The organism is Algoriphagus sanaruensis, assembly GCF_001593605.1.
Taxonomy (GTDB): Bacteria; Bacteroidota; Bacteroidia; order Cytophagales; family Cyclobacteriaceae; genus Algoriphagus; species Algoriphagus sanaruensis.
The window spans coordinates 1,552,345-1,568,197 of sequence record NZ_CP012836.1; the positions used below are offsets into that span (position 1 = coordinate 1,552,345).

Genomic DNA, 15,853 nt, shown 5'->3' on the forward strand with positions numbered 1-15,853 from the left:
ACCTGAGGTTATACTTTTTGGCTTATATTTGCCAGCCCTAATTAAGCAAAAATACTCTTATTTTAATATTCCTGTCAATCGAATGAGTAAAGGACTTCCAAAACGCAGCGAGGATTATTCGCTTTGGTATAATGAATTAGTGAAAAGAGCCGATTTGGCTGAAAATTCCGCAGTTCGTGGCTGCATGGTTATCAAGCCTTATGGATATTCTATCTGGGAAAAAATGCAGGCTCAGTTGGATAAAATGTTCAAAGAAACTGGACATACCAACGCTTATTTTCCACTGTTTATTCCTAAAAGCTACCTCAGCAAAGAAGCTTCACATGTGGAGGGATTTGCAAAGGAGTGTGCGGTTGTCACCCATTATCGACTCAAAAATGCCGAGGATGGTTCCGGTGTAATTGTGGATCCTGAGGCCAAACTTGAAGAAGAACTCATCGTAAGGCCAACTTCCGAAACAGTAATTTGGAGCACTTATAAAAATTGGATTCAGTCCTATCGAGACTTGCCTCTATTGGTCAATCAATGGGCTAACGTGGTTAGATGGGAAATGCGTACTCGTTTGTTTTTACGGACAGCGGAATTTCTTTGGCAAGAAGGACATACAGCACATGCATCTGCCAAGGAGGCGATGGATGAAACCATTCAAATGATGAATGTTTATGCTCAGTTTGCTGAAGAATATATGGCTGTTCCGGTGGTAAAAGGAAGAAAAACAGAAAACGAGCGATTTGCTGGAGCGGATGAAACGCTTTGTATTGAGGCGATGATGCAGGATGGAAAAGCGCTACAAGCAGGAACTTCACATTTCTTAGGACAAAATTTTGCAAAGGCTTTTGATGTGAAGTTTGCTACCAAAGAAGGTGGGTTAGATTATGTTTGGGGGACTTCTTGGGGTGTTAGTACTCGACTTATGGGAGCATTAATTATGGCCCATTCAGATGATAATGGTCTTGTCCTTCCTCCGAAATTAGCACCTATTCAGGTGGTGATTGTTCCGATTTATCGTGGAGAAGCCGAGCTTGAAGCAATCTCTGTAAAAGCCAAAGAGATTATGGCTGAATTAAGAAAAGTTGGCGTTTCGGTAAGGTTTGATGATCGTGATACTCAAAAACCGGGATGGAAATTTGCTGAATATGAATTAAAAGGAGTTCCGGTGCGCATTGCTTTAGGTCCAAGAGATTTAGAAAATGGAACTATCGAAATTGCCAGAAGAGATACTTTGACCAAGGAATCTTTTGCCTTGGCTGAAATGCCAATAGCAGAAAAAATCACTTCCCTTCTGGATCAGATTCAACATTCTATCTATCAGAAGGCTTTTGATTTTAGAGCACAACATACCACGGAAGTAAATTCATGGGAGGAATTCAAAGAAGTGCTTGAATCTAAAGGAGGCTTTATTTCTGCGCACTGGGATGGAACTTCAGAAACTGAAGAAAAAATCAAGGAATTGACCAAGGCAACCATTCGTTGTATACCACTGGATCGAAAAGACGAATCGGGAGTTTGCGTCTATACTGGCAAACCTTCCGCTGGAAGGGTTTATTTCGCAAAAGCTTATTAATCGAAATTGGCTAAACCCGGATTTTTCCGGGTTTTTCTTTTTTTAGCTTTGGGTTCTCCGGCTTTGTTGTATTTTAGGTTTCATTCTTTCCCTTTTCAAATGGAAATCTTAATTCTATCCAGCTTACTTGTTATCGGGCTCATTTTAGTATTGGTAGAAGTTCTATTTATTCCAGGAACAACGGTAGTCGGGATTTTGGGATTCTTGGTTAGTTGCGCTGGAGTAGGTTACGCTTTTATCACATTTGATGAAACCTTGGCCTTTTGGATAACAGGAATTGCGGCCTTGTTTAATGTGGCGGCCATAGCCTATGGCTTTTCGTCTGGAGTTTGGAACAAGTTTTCCTTGAAAGACGCCTTAAACGGTGGGGCTTTTGATGGTCGAACAGAAGGTCTTCAAATTGGAATGAAGGGGAAAGCAGTATCAGATATCAAGCCTTATGGTAAAGCCTCATTTTTGGATCAACTTTTTGAAGTCAAATCAGAAGAAGGATTTATAGAAGTAGGGAATGACGTCGAAATCATTAAAATCGAAAACAATAAAATTTTAGTAAAATAATATGGATGCTTCAAGTTCAATGTTTGTCTTGATCGCTGCATTTGCAGGGGTCATTCTTTTATTCATTTTCCTCTATTTTGTTCCGGTCAATCTCTGGATTACTGCTCAATTTGCCAATGTTCGTGTAGGGATTGGGGAGTTAATTGGAATGCGAATTCGGAAGGTTCCCCCTAGTGTGATTGTCAACTCCTTGATCACAGCCACAAAAGCGGGTCTTCAGCTTACTACCAATGAATTGGAAACGCATTACCTGGCAGGAGGAAATGTACCCGCCGTTATTCGTGCTTTAATTTCTGCAGACAAGGCCAATATCAATTTAAGTTTTAAACAAGCAACAGCCATTGATTTGGCGGGCCGTGATGTGTTTGAGGCAGTTCAGATTTCGGTAAATCCGAAAGTGATTAATACCCCAAGTGTAGCAGCAGTGGCGGCTGATGGGATTCAATTGATCGCAAAAGCAAGAGTGACAGTACGAGCTAATATCGCACAATTGGTTGGTGGTGCTGGTGAGGAGACAATCCTAGCAAGGGTTGGGGAAGGAATTGTAACCTCGATTGGTTCGGCTGCTACCCATAAGTCAGTTCTAGAAAATCCTGATAAAATCTCCAAGCTTGTTCTTCAGCGAGGACTAGATGCTGGTACTGCTTTTGAAATTCTTTCCATCGATATTGCAGATATTGATGTCGGAACCAATATCGGAGCAAAACTTCAGATTGATCAAGCCTCAGCGGATTTGAAGGTGGCTGAAGCCAAAGCTGAAGAAAGACGTGCAATGGCTGTCGCTTTAGAGCAAGAAATGCGCGCGAAATCGGTCGAGATGAGAGCGAAAGTAATTGAGGCGGAAGCCGAAGTGCCAAAAGCGCTTGCAGATGCCTTTCGAACTGGTAACCTTGGCGTGATGGATTATTACAAAATGGAGAATGTAAAAGCAGATACGTCCATGCGTGACGCCATCGCAAATTCAGATAAGGACACCAAAGACAGTGGCGGTTCGAAATCGGAAAAGAAATAAATCGAAGGGAGTCAAATTAGACTCCCTTTTTCTTTTTCCGTGTTGTAGGTTCCTCAGGAATTAGGATAACCGGTTCGTATTTACTTTTTAAAAGAACCTGATTTCTGGACCAATCCAGGATGATTTCCAAGTAGTCCAATGGAAAAATCACCTCTCCATTACTAGAAATAACACCAGATTTTCCTTCTTTAGAAACAAGAATAAAGTCCTCGTTTTCAGGTTGGATAGACTCAAATTCCGTGGGGAAAAGAACAGTTCCTGAACGATCAAGTAATCCTCGATTACCTTGATTTTCAGTTATGAAAAGACCGTTGGAAAGGCGGCAAATCTTTTCATATCCGATGGAAGTAAGCTTGTTTCCAGATTGATCAATTAGGAAATGTTCATTTGATGCCTTGGCAATAGCAATTCCTTTATTGACAGGTTTGATTTCTTGCCAATTGCTGATTCCAAGAAGATGCCCTTCCTTGGAAATGAGTTGCCAGCTTCCATTTTTTTGTACTACAGCTGCCCCTTCAGCGAACCCTAAGGTCTCATCAAATTGAGGCTCAATTACCCATGCTCCATCTGAAGTAATGAATCCGATTTTGCCGTTTTTTCGAGCGGGAAACATTCCTTCTGATCCTTTTCCTATCCATTCTGCATCTGATTGAGGATTAACCAACCATCCTTTGGATCCTATCAATCCCGTTTTTTGATCTCTAAATCGGACAAAATAGAGGCCCTTTTCGATCAGATCAACTTGCTCCATTCCCACTACATCAAGGAGGATTCCTCCTTTTTCCATGATTCTTCGCAGCTTTCCATGGATATATTCCAGCATCAGATCACCTTCCTTGGTGATTTGATGGTAGGAGTTGTAATTCACTTGAGCCTGCAATTCATCGCCTCTTACTAATAGATATTGATTTTCGTCTCGACCATAAAAATAATCCCCTTGGGTATGTTCCAATTCATCTAAAATAGGGTCCATCACATAATTTCCTTCCCGATTGATTAAGCCAAATCCAGATTGTTCTTTGGCAAGAAGGAAGTTCCCGTCATTTTCTTGAAGTGACAAATACGGGCGGCAGGGATCAGCTGAAAGAGGTAAAAAATAGCTTCCATTTTTTCGTGTAATCACCATCCCATGATGGGTGATTTTAGCATGATCAAGTTGACCTAATGAGATTGTCTTTCCAGTTCCTTTTTGGTAAATCCAATAGGAATTTCCTTTTCGTGCCAAAAGAATATTGAAATAGGTTTCAATTTCTTCGTATTCAAGGGGAAGAGCTGCTTGACCATATTCATGAAATGCCCCAATTCCCTGAGGACCTTCCACTAAGATCCAAGGCTCGAGGTATCGTTGAATTTTTGTGCCCTGAAGATTGACCATCGGTCTGAGATCTGCGGAAAGCAAGTAAAGACTGGAATCAGTCTTTCCGACTAGCACAGATTCGCTCAAAAGTTCAATCCTTTCATAAAGAGCTCTGGTTTTGAGCTTGCCTTGGAGATCTACGACTTCCCAACTTTGGGCCGGACTTAAAATTGGAAGGATCAGGGAAAGAAGAAATAAAACTGGAAATGCTAAGGATTTATTTTTCATGAAGAATTTACGCGAAGCCTAAAGATAAATGACCAGACATTTTCTAAAAACATCTGGTCATTTTATCACTTGAAATACTTTTTTTATTTCTCAGTTTTTACCTTTTCTAAATCAAATAGATCGGTAATAATTTCAATCATTTCTTCTGCCTCATCTCGTTTACAAGCCGCTCTAAGTTGAACCACCGGGACTTTGAGGATTTTTTGAAGCATACTTTTGGTGATCTTATCGATCAACACATAATCTTTTTCCTCCACATTTTTCAAATACCTGCTTAGTTCCTCTTGTCTAATTTGCTCTAGGGATTGCTTGAGTTTATTTATGGTGGGAGATACCATCATTTCTTTCCTCCAATCGTAGAATTCTGAGATACTTTCTTCAATGATTTTCTCGACCACGGGAATGGCATCTAACCTTTTCTGCAAAGCTTCAGATGTCTTGCTTCGGATATTGTCCACATTATATAGAATCACGCCAGGGACATCTTCAACTGAAGTTTCAATACTTCTTGGGACAGAAAGGTCGATTAATAATTTGTAGCTAGGAATCGAAAACTTTTTAACCAGCTCTTTGGTGATGAAAGGCTCGTTTTTCTGGATAGAGCAGACGATCACATCTGCTTCCTCCATAGCCTCATAGGACTTTTCGAAATCCACGACTTCAAAACCAAGTGGAGTAGCGATCTCTTCGGCCTTTGATTTGGTTCTATTGGTGATTTTGACTTTCGCCTCAGGAAGATAAACCATGTTCTTTGCCACATCCTCTCCAATTTCACCTACCCCAATTAACAAAACTCTAGGTTGATAAGTGTTTGCCGTGATGCTCTCAATCAATTCTACCGTAGCATAGGATAAAGATGCGGCGCCATCCCGAAATGCTGTTTCTTGTACCACTCGCTTGTTAGTAAAGAAAATGGTGTGCATCAACCGATGAAGGAACGGTCCAGCCATTTGAAGATCAGCAGCCGTTTGGTAAGCTCTTTTGACTTGATTGGAAATTTGAATATCTCCAATCACTTGAGCCTCAAGACCCATGGAAACTCGAAACAAATGGGTGATTGCCTCTAAATCTTGATTGAATGTTTCAAAGTATTCTAGGTAATTGACTACCTCAGTAATGCCTTTTTCAAGACCCAGTAGCTTGATGATTTCTGTGCTTAAGTCGAGTTCGTGCTTGTAATAAACTTCTGTTCTGTTACAAGTAGAAATGATCAATGCATCAGAAAGACTGAAAAAATCCTTAAGCTTTACCAAAATACGCTGAATCGATTCCTCGTCAAGGGAAATCAATTCTCTGATCTGAACAGGGGCGGTTTTGTGTGATAAACTAAGGGCTCTAAACTTGGTTTGCATTTTGGCAAGTTTTGCGATTCAAATTTAACAGACTATCCTGCTGTGAGGGTTCAAATCTTCTTATCAAAATCTAATTTGAAATGAGTCTAAATAATCAACAGACCCATCTTGACCTTTTGCTGAATTATTGAATTGGAGAATTTTTATTTTTAACTTATCCGTTATTCAGCTTTTCAATTTGATTTTTTGGAAATACTCAGGAGATGTGGGATCTAAGAATGAAATCGAAAACGATCACTTTTAAGATACATTGTGGATGAAAGAGCGTCTTTTTTATTGGTTTCGCCTTCATTTGGGTTTTTCATCGAAGGAAACGAGGGGATTTTTAATTTTGATACCTTTTCTAGTCGGCTTAGGTTTTTTGCCTTCAGGAATTCGAAAATTCAAAGATCAACAAGGGGAGAAAACCTTTCAAAGATACCTTCATGCGATTGATAGTTTGGAGGCGGCAGGGTTTGTCCTCATTTCATCGCCTCTGCCGGGATTTGATCCTCGGGACACCCTGCCTCAAAATCAGAGAAATCGAGTTAAAAATACCACTACGATAAGTTTTTGGGAAGCGGATTCAGTCACGTTACAAATTGTACCGGGAATAGGAGAAAAACTTGCCGGCAGGATCATCAAATACCGCGATCAATTGGGAGGGTTGCATCATGCAGATCAATTAAAAGAGGTATTTGGATTAAAGGAGGAGGCCTATCTGGCCATTTGGGAATACTTTGATTTTTCACCTCAGATCCATTCCAAGATTCCCATAAATTCCATAGAAACCCAAGATCTTTCAAAACATCCTTACATCAGTTATGGAGAGGCGAAGGTAATTGTGGCGTTTAGGAATCAACATGGCCGATATACAAATCCTGAGGATCTTTTGAAGATTAAAATTTTTAAACCTGAATGGGTCCAAAAAATTTCTCCGTATTTGGATTTTGATTGATCGACTCGACAAAAGATTTGCATCTTTGGGGCATGAATCAGGAAGATTTTCCGCCATTTCCCTTTCCCCAATTAACCATTCCGACCTTTGAACCTCGGCTGGATTTTAAGGAAGATAAATGGTGGATATTTGATTCATTAAGGAAAAAATTTCTTGTTCTCACTCCTGAGGAATGGGTCCGGCAGCATTGGATTCAATTTTTGATTTTGGGGAAAAATTACCCCAAAGGTCTGTTTTCAATCGAAAAGGGAATGAAATACAACTCCTTGCAAAAACGAACGGACGTCCTTGTCTTTGATCGAAATGGCTTGCCGTACTTACTCATCGAATGTAAAGCTCCGGAAGTCAAACTCAATGCTCAAGTTCTTTCCCAAGCAATGACTTACCTCCATCGGATCGAGTGCCCACATTTGATTTTAAGTAACGGGTTGAACCACTTGGTTTTTTCTTGGTCTGAAAAAGAAAATAAACTGTTACAATCTCAGGATTTACCTAAAAGTCCAAATTAAAGTGGCTAGTTTTATGATTTTAATCAGTGTTTTAGTAAATTAAACTACTGATTTTTACCCGGCAATATTATTATGAGTTCCCATTCGCACAATACCCCCTGTGAGCTTTGCGTCAGCAGAAAGCACTCTCTCTTTGGAGATTTACCTGAATCTCAATTATGCACTATTTCAGATCATAAAAATCTGATTTCTCACCGAAAAGGCCAGATTCTCTACTATGAAGGCACCAAGCCGCTTGGTATTTTCTGTATCAATTCGGGAGTTGTGAAAGTTTACAAAACAGCCTCCAATGGCAAAGAGCAAATTCTTCATCTAGCCCAAAAGGGTGATTTTCTAGGCTATGCAGCACTACTGGGTGAGGAAAATTACACCAATTCAGCAATGATCATTGAGGATGCCAAAATCTGTTTCGTTCCCAAAGAGACTTTCCTCAGTACACTCTTAAAAAACAGTGAGTTTTTTAAACGCGTCACTCGCCAACTCAGTCATGAACTTGGTGTAATGGAGGATAAATTGACTGATGCTACCCAAAAAAGTATTCGGGAGCGATTGGCTTTTGTGTTGCTTCAGCTTGCTAGTTCTTATGGAGTAGAAGGAGGTGATTCACAAAAGATCGATTTGATTTTAAGTCGTGAAGAAATTGCAGGAATTGTTGGAACCGCCACAGAATCTGTAATTCGCTTACTCTCAGAATTTAAAAAAGATAATCTGATCGAATTGGATGGTAAGAAAATCATCGTCAAGGATCGCCGTGGTTTAGCACGACTGTCAGATTTTTACGCTTGATCAGAACCCGTAAGTACTAATTCGGGTTTTTGGGTTATGAACTTTCTTTCTATGAAATATAAAGTCTTCCCAAAAGCCCGAATTTTATTTTTTCTAGCCCTTCTTTCTCCCGGGTTTGCTTTTACCCAATCGCTTGCCTATCGAACTTTACTTTCCAGCTTATACGATTCTGAATTTCCTGTCCTAAAACCTGAACAGCTTAGTGATTTAAAATCATATCAGCTTTTGGACGCCCGCGAAAAGAAGGAGTATGAGGTAAGCCACCTGCAAGATGCAACTTGGGTGGGTTTTGAAACTTTTTCGCTGAAAAATGTCACGGATTTAGACAAAAACAAGCCTGTTGTAGTCTATTGTACAGTGGGAGCTCGTTCTGAAGAAATAGGGAAAAAATTGAAATCTGCCGGATTTAAGCAAGTCTATAATCTGTATGGAGGGATTATTCATTGGGTAAATGAAGGGAATCCTGTCTATCAGAATGGTACAAAAACAAATCAAGTCCATACTTATTCCCAACCTTGGGGTATTTGGCTCACTAAAGGTGAAAAAGTATACGATTGATGGTGTCGTGTGAAAGACACAAATCATTTTTGAAAAAACTTACCTTTCTATTCCTTTCGTATATCGAGAAAAAATCAGCTCATGTCATTCCAGAAAATTGTAGCACTTGCCTTTTCCTTTCTAGTTTTTTCTTGCCAAAGTTCTTCCTTAGGCATGGCAGGTACCACCCCGCCCAGTCACCAGATTTGGGATCAGTTGGTCAAAGCTCATGTCAAACCCAGCGGAATGGTGGATTACAAAGGATTCATCAAGGACAAAGCCAAGCTGGAGCAATATCTAAAGCTGATATCCGAAAATGCCCCTGATCGCAAAATCTGGTCTAAAAATCAGCAATTGGCCTACTGGATCAATGCTTATAATGCCTTCACGGTAAAGTTGATTGTGGATAATTATCCGACTCAAAGTATTCGTGACTTGGGTCCCAAATTGAAAATTCCCTTAATCAGGGATGTTTGGCATTATAAGTTTTTCAAAATCGGTGGAGTGGAGTCCAGCTTAGATGAAATCGAGCATTCGATTTTAAGAAAGGAATTTGACGAACCTCGAATTCATTTTGCCATTAATTGTGCTTCAGTTTCGTGTCCCCCTTTACTGAACGAGGCCTTTATGGCAGAGAAGTTAGAAAGCCAGCTTCAAAAAGTAGCAGTTGCGTTTATCAATGATCCAACTCGAAATAAAATCAATCCGGAAAAGGTTCAGATTTCCTCTATTTTCTCTTGGTTTCAAGGAGATTTTACTAAAAAAGGAAGTTTGATTGACTTCCTCAACCAATACTCTAAAGTAAAAATAAAATCCAACGCTAAAGTTTCTCACCTAGATTACAATTGGAACCTCAACGAGTAACCCGGATTTTTAGGTAACTTTTGCCTTCAACTCACCCCTATGTCCGCACGTCACCTTGTCATCATTGGAAATGGAATTTCGGGAATTACCCTAGCCCGACACGTTCGGAAAATGGATTTGGATACCCGAATCACGGTCATTTCTGGTGAGTCTGACTACTTTTTTTCCCGCACCGCGTTGATGTACGTCTTCATGGGGCACATGAAGTTTGAGCATACTCAACCCTATGAGTCTTGGTTTTGGGAGAAAAATCGGATCGAATTGAAGAAGGTTTGGGTTCAAAAAGTGGAGTTTAGCGAAAATGTTTTAGTTTTTGATTCCGGAGAAAAAATGGCTTATGATATTTTGGTCATCGCGACCGGTTCCAAACCCAATAAATTCGGCTGGCCAGGTCAGGATCTCGAGGGAGTACAAGGCTTGTATTCCAAGCAGGATTTGGAGCTGATGGAGAAAAATACGAATCAGGGAGTTAAGCGGGCAGTGATCGTAGGCGGTGGTTTGATCGGGATTGAGATGGCCGAAATGCTGGCTTACAAGAAAATCCCTGTGACTTTTTTGGTGCGTGAAAAAGGATTTTGGGATAATGTTTTACCTAAAGAAGAGTCCGAATTGGTGGGGAGACATATCCGCGAGCATCATATCGACTTACAGTTGGAGACCGAATTGAAGGAGATATTATCTGATTCCAAGGGCCGAGTACGGGCAGTTGTCACCTCATTGGGAGAAGAGATTTCCTGTGAGTTTGTGGGATTGACTGCAGGGGTGTCACCGAATGTGGATTTTCTCAGAAATACTGAGTTGAAGGTGAATCGAGGAGTGAAAGTGGATGCTTTCTTTCAGACCAATATCCCGGATGTCTATGCCATCGGGGATTGTGCGGAGTTTGAAAATCCGCCAGCTGCCGACCGAAGGACCATCGAGCAAGTCTGGTACACGGGAAGAATGCATGGAGAAACCTTGGCACATAACCTTTGCAAAAGACCTGTTCCCTACCAACCTGGGATTTGGTTCAACTCTGCCAAATTCTTGGATATCGAGTACCAAACCTATGGCACGGTCCCACCAAAATGGGACGATTCGGAGCTCGAAAGTTTCTACTGGGAGCATTCCTCAGGAAAAGTCTGCTTTCGCATGTTCATGAATACAGCAGGTCAAATTCTCGGCATCAACAATTTTGGTTTCCGACTCCGACATGAGTTCTTTGATCAGGCAATCCGGGAAAAGTGGTCTGGAGAAAAAGTGATTGCCAAGCTCGACAAAGCTAACTTCGATCCGGAGTTTTTTGCCCCTTACTACATGGAGATCCAAAAGGCCTTCAAAGAGCAATTCGGAGGAAACTTTCAGCCTGCCAAAAAATCATTCATCCAAAAACTATTCGGAGCAAGCGTATGAAGACGATCGAAAAAATAGGATTAGGATTGTTTCTGATCGGATTGGCTGTATTTACGGCGGTTCCTTTTTTGGGAAACTATACCCTGAGTGAAGAATTGGTTTTGGCCAATACCAAAGATATCCATCAAGAGAAAATGGCCGAAATTCTCGCTCCGATGTACGGTCAAGAATATGGGTCTAACTTCTCCTTTCTATCTGCTTTTGGAGAAAACTTCAATACCTACAATGACAACTTGAAAGCCCAGCAACTCTGGGATCAGGTCATTTGGGATGATTATGGGTTTGCCTTGGCCAAGGCTGCCGCAAGCAGTCCAGTCAGAGATAATCCTTGGCTTTGGTTGGGTTTATCCATCGGATTGGCTGCATTAGGAGGTTATTTGTACAATTTCAGGCAGTATTCCGATGAACCTTCAGGAATTAAAAACAACGGAATTTTCCACTCCAAACTAAAAAATAAAGGTTGGTTGGGGATGATCACCGGAGGCTACCTGATTCTCTTTTACATCTTGCTTTATTGGTTTCCGGCCTATTTGGTCAACTTGGTTTGGATGGTTGAGCCTGTTTCCAAATTGCTTTCCGGCGGTCCTGCCAGCCAGTGGTTTTTGTATGGCTTGGTGTATACGCTGGCGATTTTGGTGATGGGCGTTCGGATGTTTAGAAAATACCGAGGCAACAAATACCAGCAACTTCGCACGGCCTCGGTGATGTTTTTCCAGACGGCTTTTGCCTTTCTGATTCCCGAAATCCTCGTCCTTTTAAATCAACCTTATTTCGATTTCAAGAATATCTGGCCGCTCGATTATGATTTTTTCTACGATTACCAGATTTCTACATTTCTCTCCGGTGGAGGCATGGGCATGTTTATGCTGATTTGGGGGATTTTACTGATTATCGTAGGTGTGCCGGTTTTTACTTATTTCTATGGAAAGCGCTGGTACTGCTCTTGGGTTTGCGGATGTGGAGGCTTAGCGGAGACGGTCGGAGATCCTTTTCGTCAGCTTTCTGACAAGTCACTAAAAGCCTGGAAATACGAGCGATGGATTATTCACAGCGTGTTGGTTTTGGCAGTGGTGATTACTGCCGTGACGATCGCCAACTACTTTTCCGGCTTTAGCTTTTTGGGTAATGTGACCAATCAGCTCCATTCGTTTTATGGTTTTGCAATCGGTTCTGCCTTCGCAGGAGTAGTGGGGACGGGATTTTATCCCTTTATGGGAAATCGGGTTTGGTGCAGATTTGGATGTCCTTTGGCGGCGTATCTCGGGATTGTTCAGCGCTTTAAGTCTCGATTCCGCATTACTACAAATGGCGGTCAGTGTATTTCCTGCGGTAATTGCTCCACGTATTGCGAAATGGGAATTGATGTTCGCGCGTATGCCCAAAAAGGCCAAAACATCGTTCGCTCCTCCTGTGTTGGATGTGGCGTGTGCTCCGCTGTGTGTCCTCGTGGGGTGTTGAAATTGGAAAACGGGCCGGAAGAGAACCGAATTATCGATTTGCCTATTATTATTGGCAACGATTCCATCAAGCTCAACGCCTAAATGATTATCCTCTATTTCCTTTGCGGACTGTATTTCTTGGGAATGCTTTTTATCCTGATTTACAGTTTGGCGCAGGGGCATTTGTTGTTTCATTTTCTGAAAGCCCGGAAAGAATGGGTTTCCACACCTCAAGTCACGCCTTCCAGCTGGCCAAAAGTCACCGTTCAACTTCCCATTTACAACGAACTCTATGTCGTCGAACGATTGATTGAGGCTGCCTCAAAGTTGAATTATCCCAAGGAATTACTCGAAATCCAAATTTTGGATGACAGTACCGATCAGACTGTGGACTTGATCCAAGCCAAACTAAAAGAATACCCTGAAATCAACTTCCGCTATTTGCATCGAACGGTTCGAAAAGGTTTTAAGGCCGGAGCACTTCGTGAAGGATTGGAGCAAGCTTCAGGAGAATTCATTGCCATTTTCGATGCGGACTTTGTGCCCGATCCGGACTTTTTGCTGAAGACGATTCCTTTTTTCTCCTCGGAAAAAATCGGGATGGTTCAGACTCGATGGACGCATTTGAACCAAGACTATTCACTCTTGACCCGATTGCAGGCCTTTGCCTTGGATGCGCATTTCTTCATCGAGCAGATGGGGCGAAACCGTCAAGGGGCTTTTATCAATTTCAATGGCACAGGAGGAATCTGGCGAAAAAGCTGCATCCTCGATGCGGGCAACTGGCACGATGATACCTTGACGGAAGATTTGGACTTGAGCTATCGGGCCCAGCGAAAAGGCTGGCAGTTTGTCTATCGCCCCGAGATCAAATCTCCTGCGGAACTCCCACCGATCATGTCTGCCGTGAAGTCCCAACAATTCCGCTGGACAAAAGGTGGGGCCGAATGTGCCGTAAAGCATGCAGGAAAGGTGAGTCAGGAAAAATTACCTTTTCGGATCAAGTTTCATTCCTTTTCCCATTTATTCAATTCCACGATTTTCATTGCGGTATTGCTGACGAGTTTGAGTAGCATTGGCGTGTGGTGGGCTGGAGTGCAGGGGTTGATTCCGGAGTGGATGGTAAGGCTTTCGGGGATTTTCCTGATTGGGTTTGTCTTGATTGCTGGCGTTTATCTGGCCTCGTATTTTATTGCCAGAAAGTCATTTCTGTCTTCCTTTTTCGGAGTGATTTGGCAATTACCGCTGTTCCTTTCCGTGTCTATGGGGCTGGCTTTGCACAATGCCCAAGCAGTTTGGGAAGGCTTGACCGGAAAAAAATCCCCCTTTATCCGCACCCCAAAATTCAATCTCGAATCCGGGAAAGTTTCTTTGAGCTCCAATCGATATATCCTGCATCGCATGCCGATTACCACGTGGTTTGAAGGGCTTTTGGCAATGGTATTTTGGGTGATGGTGGGATTGGCATTCCGTGAGGGAAATTTCCTGTTTCTACCATTTCATGCCATGCTCGCCTTCGGTTATACCTTGGTCTTTGTCTCCTCCTTTAAATCCTACGGCCTCGGTCGATAAATCATTCCATGAATCACCCGCCGATTATTGACGTCATTATTCCTGCGTACAACGAGGAAAAGTCCATCCCAAAAGTCATTGCTGAGATTCCAAAGTTTGTCCGCAACATCGTCGTAGTCAACAATAATTCCACCGATCGAACACAACAAGCCGCAGAAGGAGCAGGGGCCAAAGTCGTCTTCGAACCTCAAAAAGGCTACGGAAAAGCCTGCTTGACTGCGATGGACTGGCTCAAAAAGCAGGAAATCCAACCGGATATCGTGGTTTTTTTGGATGGGGATTACAGTGACTATCCCGAGGAGATGAGCGATTTGGTACAGCCGATTTTGGATGGGAAAGCCGATATGGTGATCGGGTCAAGAGCCTTGGGGCAACGGGAAATTGGATCAATGACCCTACCTCAAGTTTTTGGTAACTGGCTGGCGACGACGATGATGAAGTACATTCAAGGGGCAAAATTCTCTGATTTGGGGCCTTTTCGGGCAATTGTTTGGAGAAAGCTTTTGGACTTGAATATGGTCGATCAAAACTTTGGCTGGACCATCGAGATGCAGATCAAAGCCCACAAAGCCGGATTGCGCTACACTGAAGTGCCGGTCAACTATCGTAAGCGCATCGGCGTGTCAAAAGTCAGCGGCACGGTCAAAGGTGTGATTGGAGCGGGGTATAAGATTATTTTTACGATCTTCAAGTATTGGTAAAAAGTAGGTAGTGTTCTGTCCCAATTCGCAATTTGGAAGCACTATCATAGAATTTGAACTCATTTCTAATTCAGAAAATGAACACTTATCTCCGAAGGCACCGAAATCCGAAATTTGAAATCCAAAATTTCAAATCATTTATACTCTTCTTCTTTTTTCTGGCTTTCCTTTCTTCCTGCAATTCCTCCGGCCGCGAAGGAGTCGAAGAAGAGCAATTTGCCAAGTATTGGTACCAGGGAAAAGCGGAAATCAATGTCTTTGACTTGCAGCAAAGTCGCTACGGAGAGGTTCGTCCCGGCAAAGCGGTGATGATCTTTGTGACGGAGGATTTTTCCAAATCCAAGCAAGTCAAGCTGGACAATCCTCAAGATCGACCTTCCGATGCCCAAAAGGTGATGAAATTGAACATGACCAGGGAGTTTCTGACTGGCGTCTATCCGTATCATACCATGCTTTCGGTTTTCACGCCTGTCTATGAGGAAGTTCCTTCGCCCAAATTGACGGCTTCGGTAACCGAATGGTGCGGGCAGTCTTTTTCCCAGTTGAATTTCAAAAACGGAAAATACAACGCCAAACTCTTTTCCTATTTTGAATCAGAGGGGGATGTGGAATCGAAAATTGATGCAAAAACAGAAGAAGAGCTTTTTAATCTGATTCGACTTAATCCTGAATTAGTATCCATGGGAAATCAACTTTTGATTCCAAGTTTGATCTTTCAGCGCTTTGCCCACATTCCTCTGAAAGCTGAACAGGCCACTATTTCTAAAAACGACTTGGGTTCCAATCAGTCCGAGATTGAGGTGGTTTATTCTGAAATAGGCCGAAAACTTACCATTCGCTATAATCAGTTTTTTCCATTCGAAATCTTGGGATTTACCGAAACCTGGACCAATTCAGACGGAAAACAGGAAGTTACTACAGCCACCCGTACCAACATGCAGCTGCTTGAATACTGGAAGCAGAATGAAAAAGTGTACGAACCCTTGAGAAAGGATTTGGGGCTTTGATCAGCAGGATTAAAACACCCTTCAAATATGCTTTGATT

General features: G+C 42.1%; 15 protein-coding genes. 13 read left to right on the forward strand and 2 right to left on the reverse strand.

All coding sequences use genetic code 11. The annotated features are described in order from the left end of the window. Positions 1-82 precede the first annotated feature (82 nt). The 3 genes from proS to floA all read left to right on the forward strand — a co-directional run bounded on the left by proS (position 83) and on the right by floA (position 3,134). Positions 83-1,564, forward strand: coding sequence for a proline--tRNA ligase (gene proS / locus AO498_RS06920; protein ID WP_067550307.1), 1,482 nt, complete (start codon positions 83-85; stop codon positions 1,562-1,564). A 99-nt stretch (positions 1,565-1,663) separates the two neighbouring features. After that, positions 1,664-2,122: an NfeD family protein gene (locus AO498_RS06925; RefSeq protein WP_067550309.1), complete on the forward strand. Its 459-nt coding sequence runs from the start codon at positions 1,664-1,666 to the stop codon at positions 2,120-2,122. A 1-nt stretch (position 2,123) separates the two neighbouring features. Then, entirely contained in the window at positions 2,124-3,134 is a 1,011-nt protein-coding gene (floA, locus tag AO498_RS06930) for a flotillin-like protein FloA (protein ID WP_067545154.1), read from the forward strand. Between the two features lie 16 nt (positions 3,135-3,150). Here floA and AO498_RS06935 read toward each other — a convergent pair whose 3' ends face one another. Together AO498_RS06935 and hemA are read right to left on the reverse strand one after the other, a co-directional pair. After that, the gene (locus AO498_RS06935; RefSeq protein WP_067545157.1) at positions 3,151-4,719 is read right to left on the reverse strand and encodes a WG repeat-containing protein; all 1,569 of its coding nucleotides are present in this window, start codon (positions 4,717-4,719) and stop codon (positions 3,151-3,153) included. Positions 4,720-4,802: 83 nt separating this feature from the next. After that, positions 4,803-6,071: a glutamyl-tRNA reductase gene (gene hemA, locus AO498_RS06940; RefSeq protein ID WP_067545160.1), complete on the reverse strand. Its 1,269-nt coding sequence runs from the start codon at positions 6,069-6,071 to the stop codon at positions 4,803-4,805. Between the two features lie 331 nt (positions 6,072-6,402). Here hemA and AO498_RS06945 point away from each other — a divergent pair, with 331 nt between their 5' ends. The 10 genes from AO498_RS06945 to AO498_RS06990 all read left to right on the forward strand — a co-directional run bounded on the left by AO498_RS06945 (position 6,403) and on the right by AO498_RS06990 (position 15,815). After that, complete coding sequence (locus AO498_RS06945) at positions 6,403-7,008, forward strand: ComEA family DNA-binding protein (protein WP_236778645.1); 606 nt, start codon at positions 6,403-6,405, stop codon at positions 7,006-7,008. Positions 7,009-7,040: 32 nt separating this feature from the next. Next, positions 7,041-7,517, forward strand: coding sequence for a type I restriction enzyme HsdR N-terminal domain-containing protein (locus AO498_RS06950; RefSeq protein ID WP_067545166.1), 477 nt, complete (start codon positions 7,041-7,043; stop codon positions 7,515-7,517). 72 nt (positions 7,518-7,589) lie between these two features. Beyond that, positions 7,590-8,303 carry a Crp/Fnr family transcriptional regulator gene (locus AO498_RS06955; protein ID WP_067545168.1) on the forward strand — a complete coding sequence of 238 codons (714 nt, stop codon included), beginning with the start codon at positions 7,590-7,592 and terminating at the stop codon, positions 8,301-8,303. Positions 8,304-8,354: 51 nt separating this feature from the next. After that, on the forward strand, positions 8,355-8,861 hold the full coding sequence (locus tag AO498_RS06960) for a rhodanese-like domain-containing protein (protein ID WP_067545171.1): 507 nt from the start codon (positions 8,355-8,357) through the stop codon (positions 8,859-8,861). Positions 8,862-8,942: 81 nt separating this feature from the next. Beyond that, positions 8,943-9,704, forward strand: coding sequence for a DUF547 domain-containing protein (locus AO498_RS06965; protein ID WP_067545174.1), 762 nt, complete (start codon positions 8,943-8,945; stop codon positions 9,702-9,704). A 39-nt stretch (positions 9,705-9,743) separates the two neighbouring features. Continuing rightward, positions 9,744-11,096, forward strand: a complete 1,353-nt coding sequence (locus tag AO498_RS06970; protein ID WP_067545178.1) for an NAD(P)/FAD-dependent oxidoreductase — start codon at positions 9,744-9,746, stop codon at positions 11,094-11,096. After that, positions 11,093-12,637, forward strand: coding sequence for a 4Fe-4S binding protein (locus AO498_RS06975; protein ID WP_067545181.1), 1,545 nt, complete (start codon positions 11,093-11,095; stop codon positions 12,635-12,637). The genes AO498_RS06970 and AO498_RS06975 overlap by 4 nt, the downstream gene beginning before the upstream one ends. Continuing rightward, positions 12,638-14,107, forward strand: coding sequence for a cellulose synthase family protein (locus tag AO498_RS06980; RefSeq protein WP_067545184.1), 1,470 nt, complete (start codon positions 12,638-12,640; stop codon positions 14,105-14,107). Positions 14,108-14,115: 8 nt separating this feature from the next. Next, positions 14,116-14,808 carry a glycosyltransferase family 2 protein gene (locus AO498_RS06985; protein ID WP_067545187.1) on the forward strand — a complete coding sequence of 231 codons (693 nt, stop codon included), beginning with the start codon at positions 14,116-14,118 and terminating at the stop codon, positions 14,806-14,808. Positions 14,809-14,885: 77 nt separating this feature from the next. Further along, on the forward strand, positions 14,886-15,815 hold the full coding sequence (locus AO498_RS06990) for a hypothetical protein (protein ID WP_236778646.1): 930 nt from the start codon (positions 14,886-14,888) through the stop codon (positions 15,813-15,815). The last annotated feature ends 38 nt before the right edge of the window (positions 15,816-15,853 follow it).

Bases quoted from the DNA above. Each gene is read 5' to 3' on its own strand.
- proS (WP_067550307.1), top strand. From the start codon at position 83: ATGAGTAAAGGACTTCCAAAACGCAGCGAGGATTATTCGCTTTGGTAT.
- AO498_RS06925 (WP_067550309.1), top strand. From the start codon at position 1,664: ATGGAAATCTTAATTCTATCCAGCTTACTTGTTATCGGGCTCATTTTA.
- floA (WP_067545154.1), top strand. From the start codon at position 2,124: ATGGATGCTTCAAGTTCAATGTTTGTCTTGATCGCTGCATTTGCAGGG.
- AO498_RS06935 (WP_067545157.1), bottom strand. From the start codon at position 4,719: ATGAAAAATAAATCCTTAGCATTTCCAGTTTTATTTCTTCTTTCCCTG.
- hemA (WP_067545160.1), bottom strand. From the start codon at position 6,071: ATGCAAACCAAGTTTAGAGCCCTTAGTTTATCACACAAAACCGCCCCT.
- AO498_RS06950 (WP_067545166.1), top strand. From the start codon at position 7,041: ATGAATCAGGAAGATTTTCCGCCATTTCCCTTTCCCCAATTAACCATT.
- AO498_RS06955 (WP_067545168.1), top strand. From the start codon at position 7,590: ATGAGTTCCCATTCGCACAATACCCCCTGTGAGCTTTGCGTCAGCAGA.
- AO498_RS06960 (WP_067545171.1), top strand. From the start codon at position 8,355: ATGAAATATAAAGTCTTCCCAAAAGCCCGAATTTTATTTTTTCTAGCC.
- AO498_RS06965 (WP_067545174.1), top strand. From the start codon at position 8,943: ATGTCATTCCAGAAAATTGTAGCACTTGCCTTTTCCTTTCTAGTTTTT.
- AO498_RS06970 (WP_067545178.1), top strand. From the start codon at position 9,744: ATGTCCGCACGTCACCTTGTCATCATTGGAAATGGAATTTCGGGAATT.
- AO498_RS06975 (WP_067545181.1), top strand. From the start codon at position 11,093: ATGAAGACGATCGAAAAAATAGGATTAGGATTGTTTCTGATCGGATTG.
- AO498_RS06980 (WP_067545184.1), top strand. From the start codon at position 12,638: ATGATTATCCTCTATTTCCTTTGCGGACTGTATTTCTTGGGAATGCTT.
- AO498_RS06985 (WP_067545187.1), top strand. From the start codon at position 14,116: ATGAATCACCCGCCGATTATTGACGTCATTATTCCTGCGTACAACGAG.
- AO498_RS06990 (WP_236778646.1), top strand. From the start codon at position 14,886: ATGAACACTTATCTCCGAAGGCACCGAAATCCGAAATTTGAAATCCAA.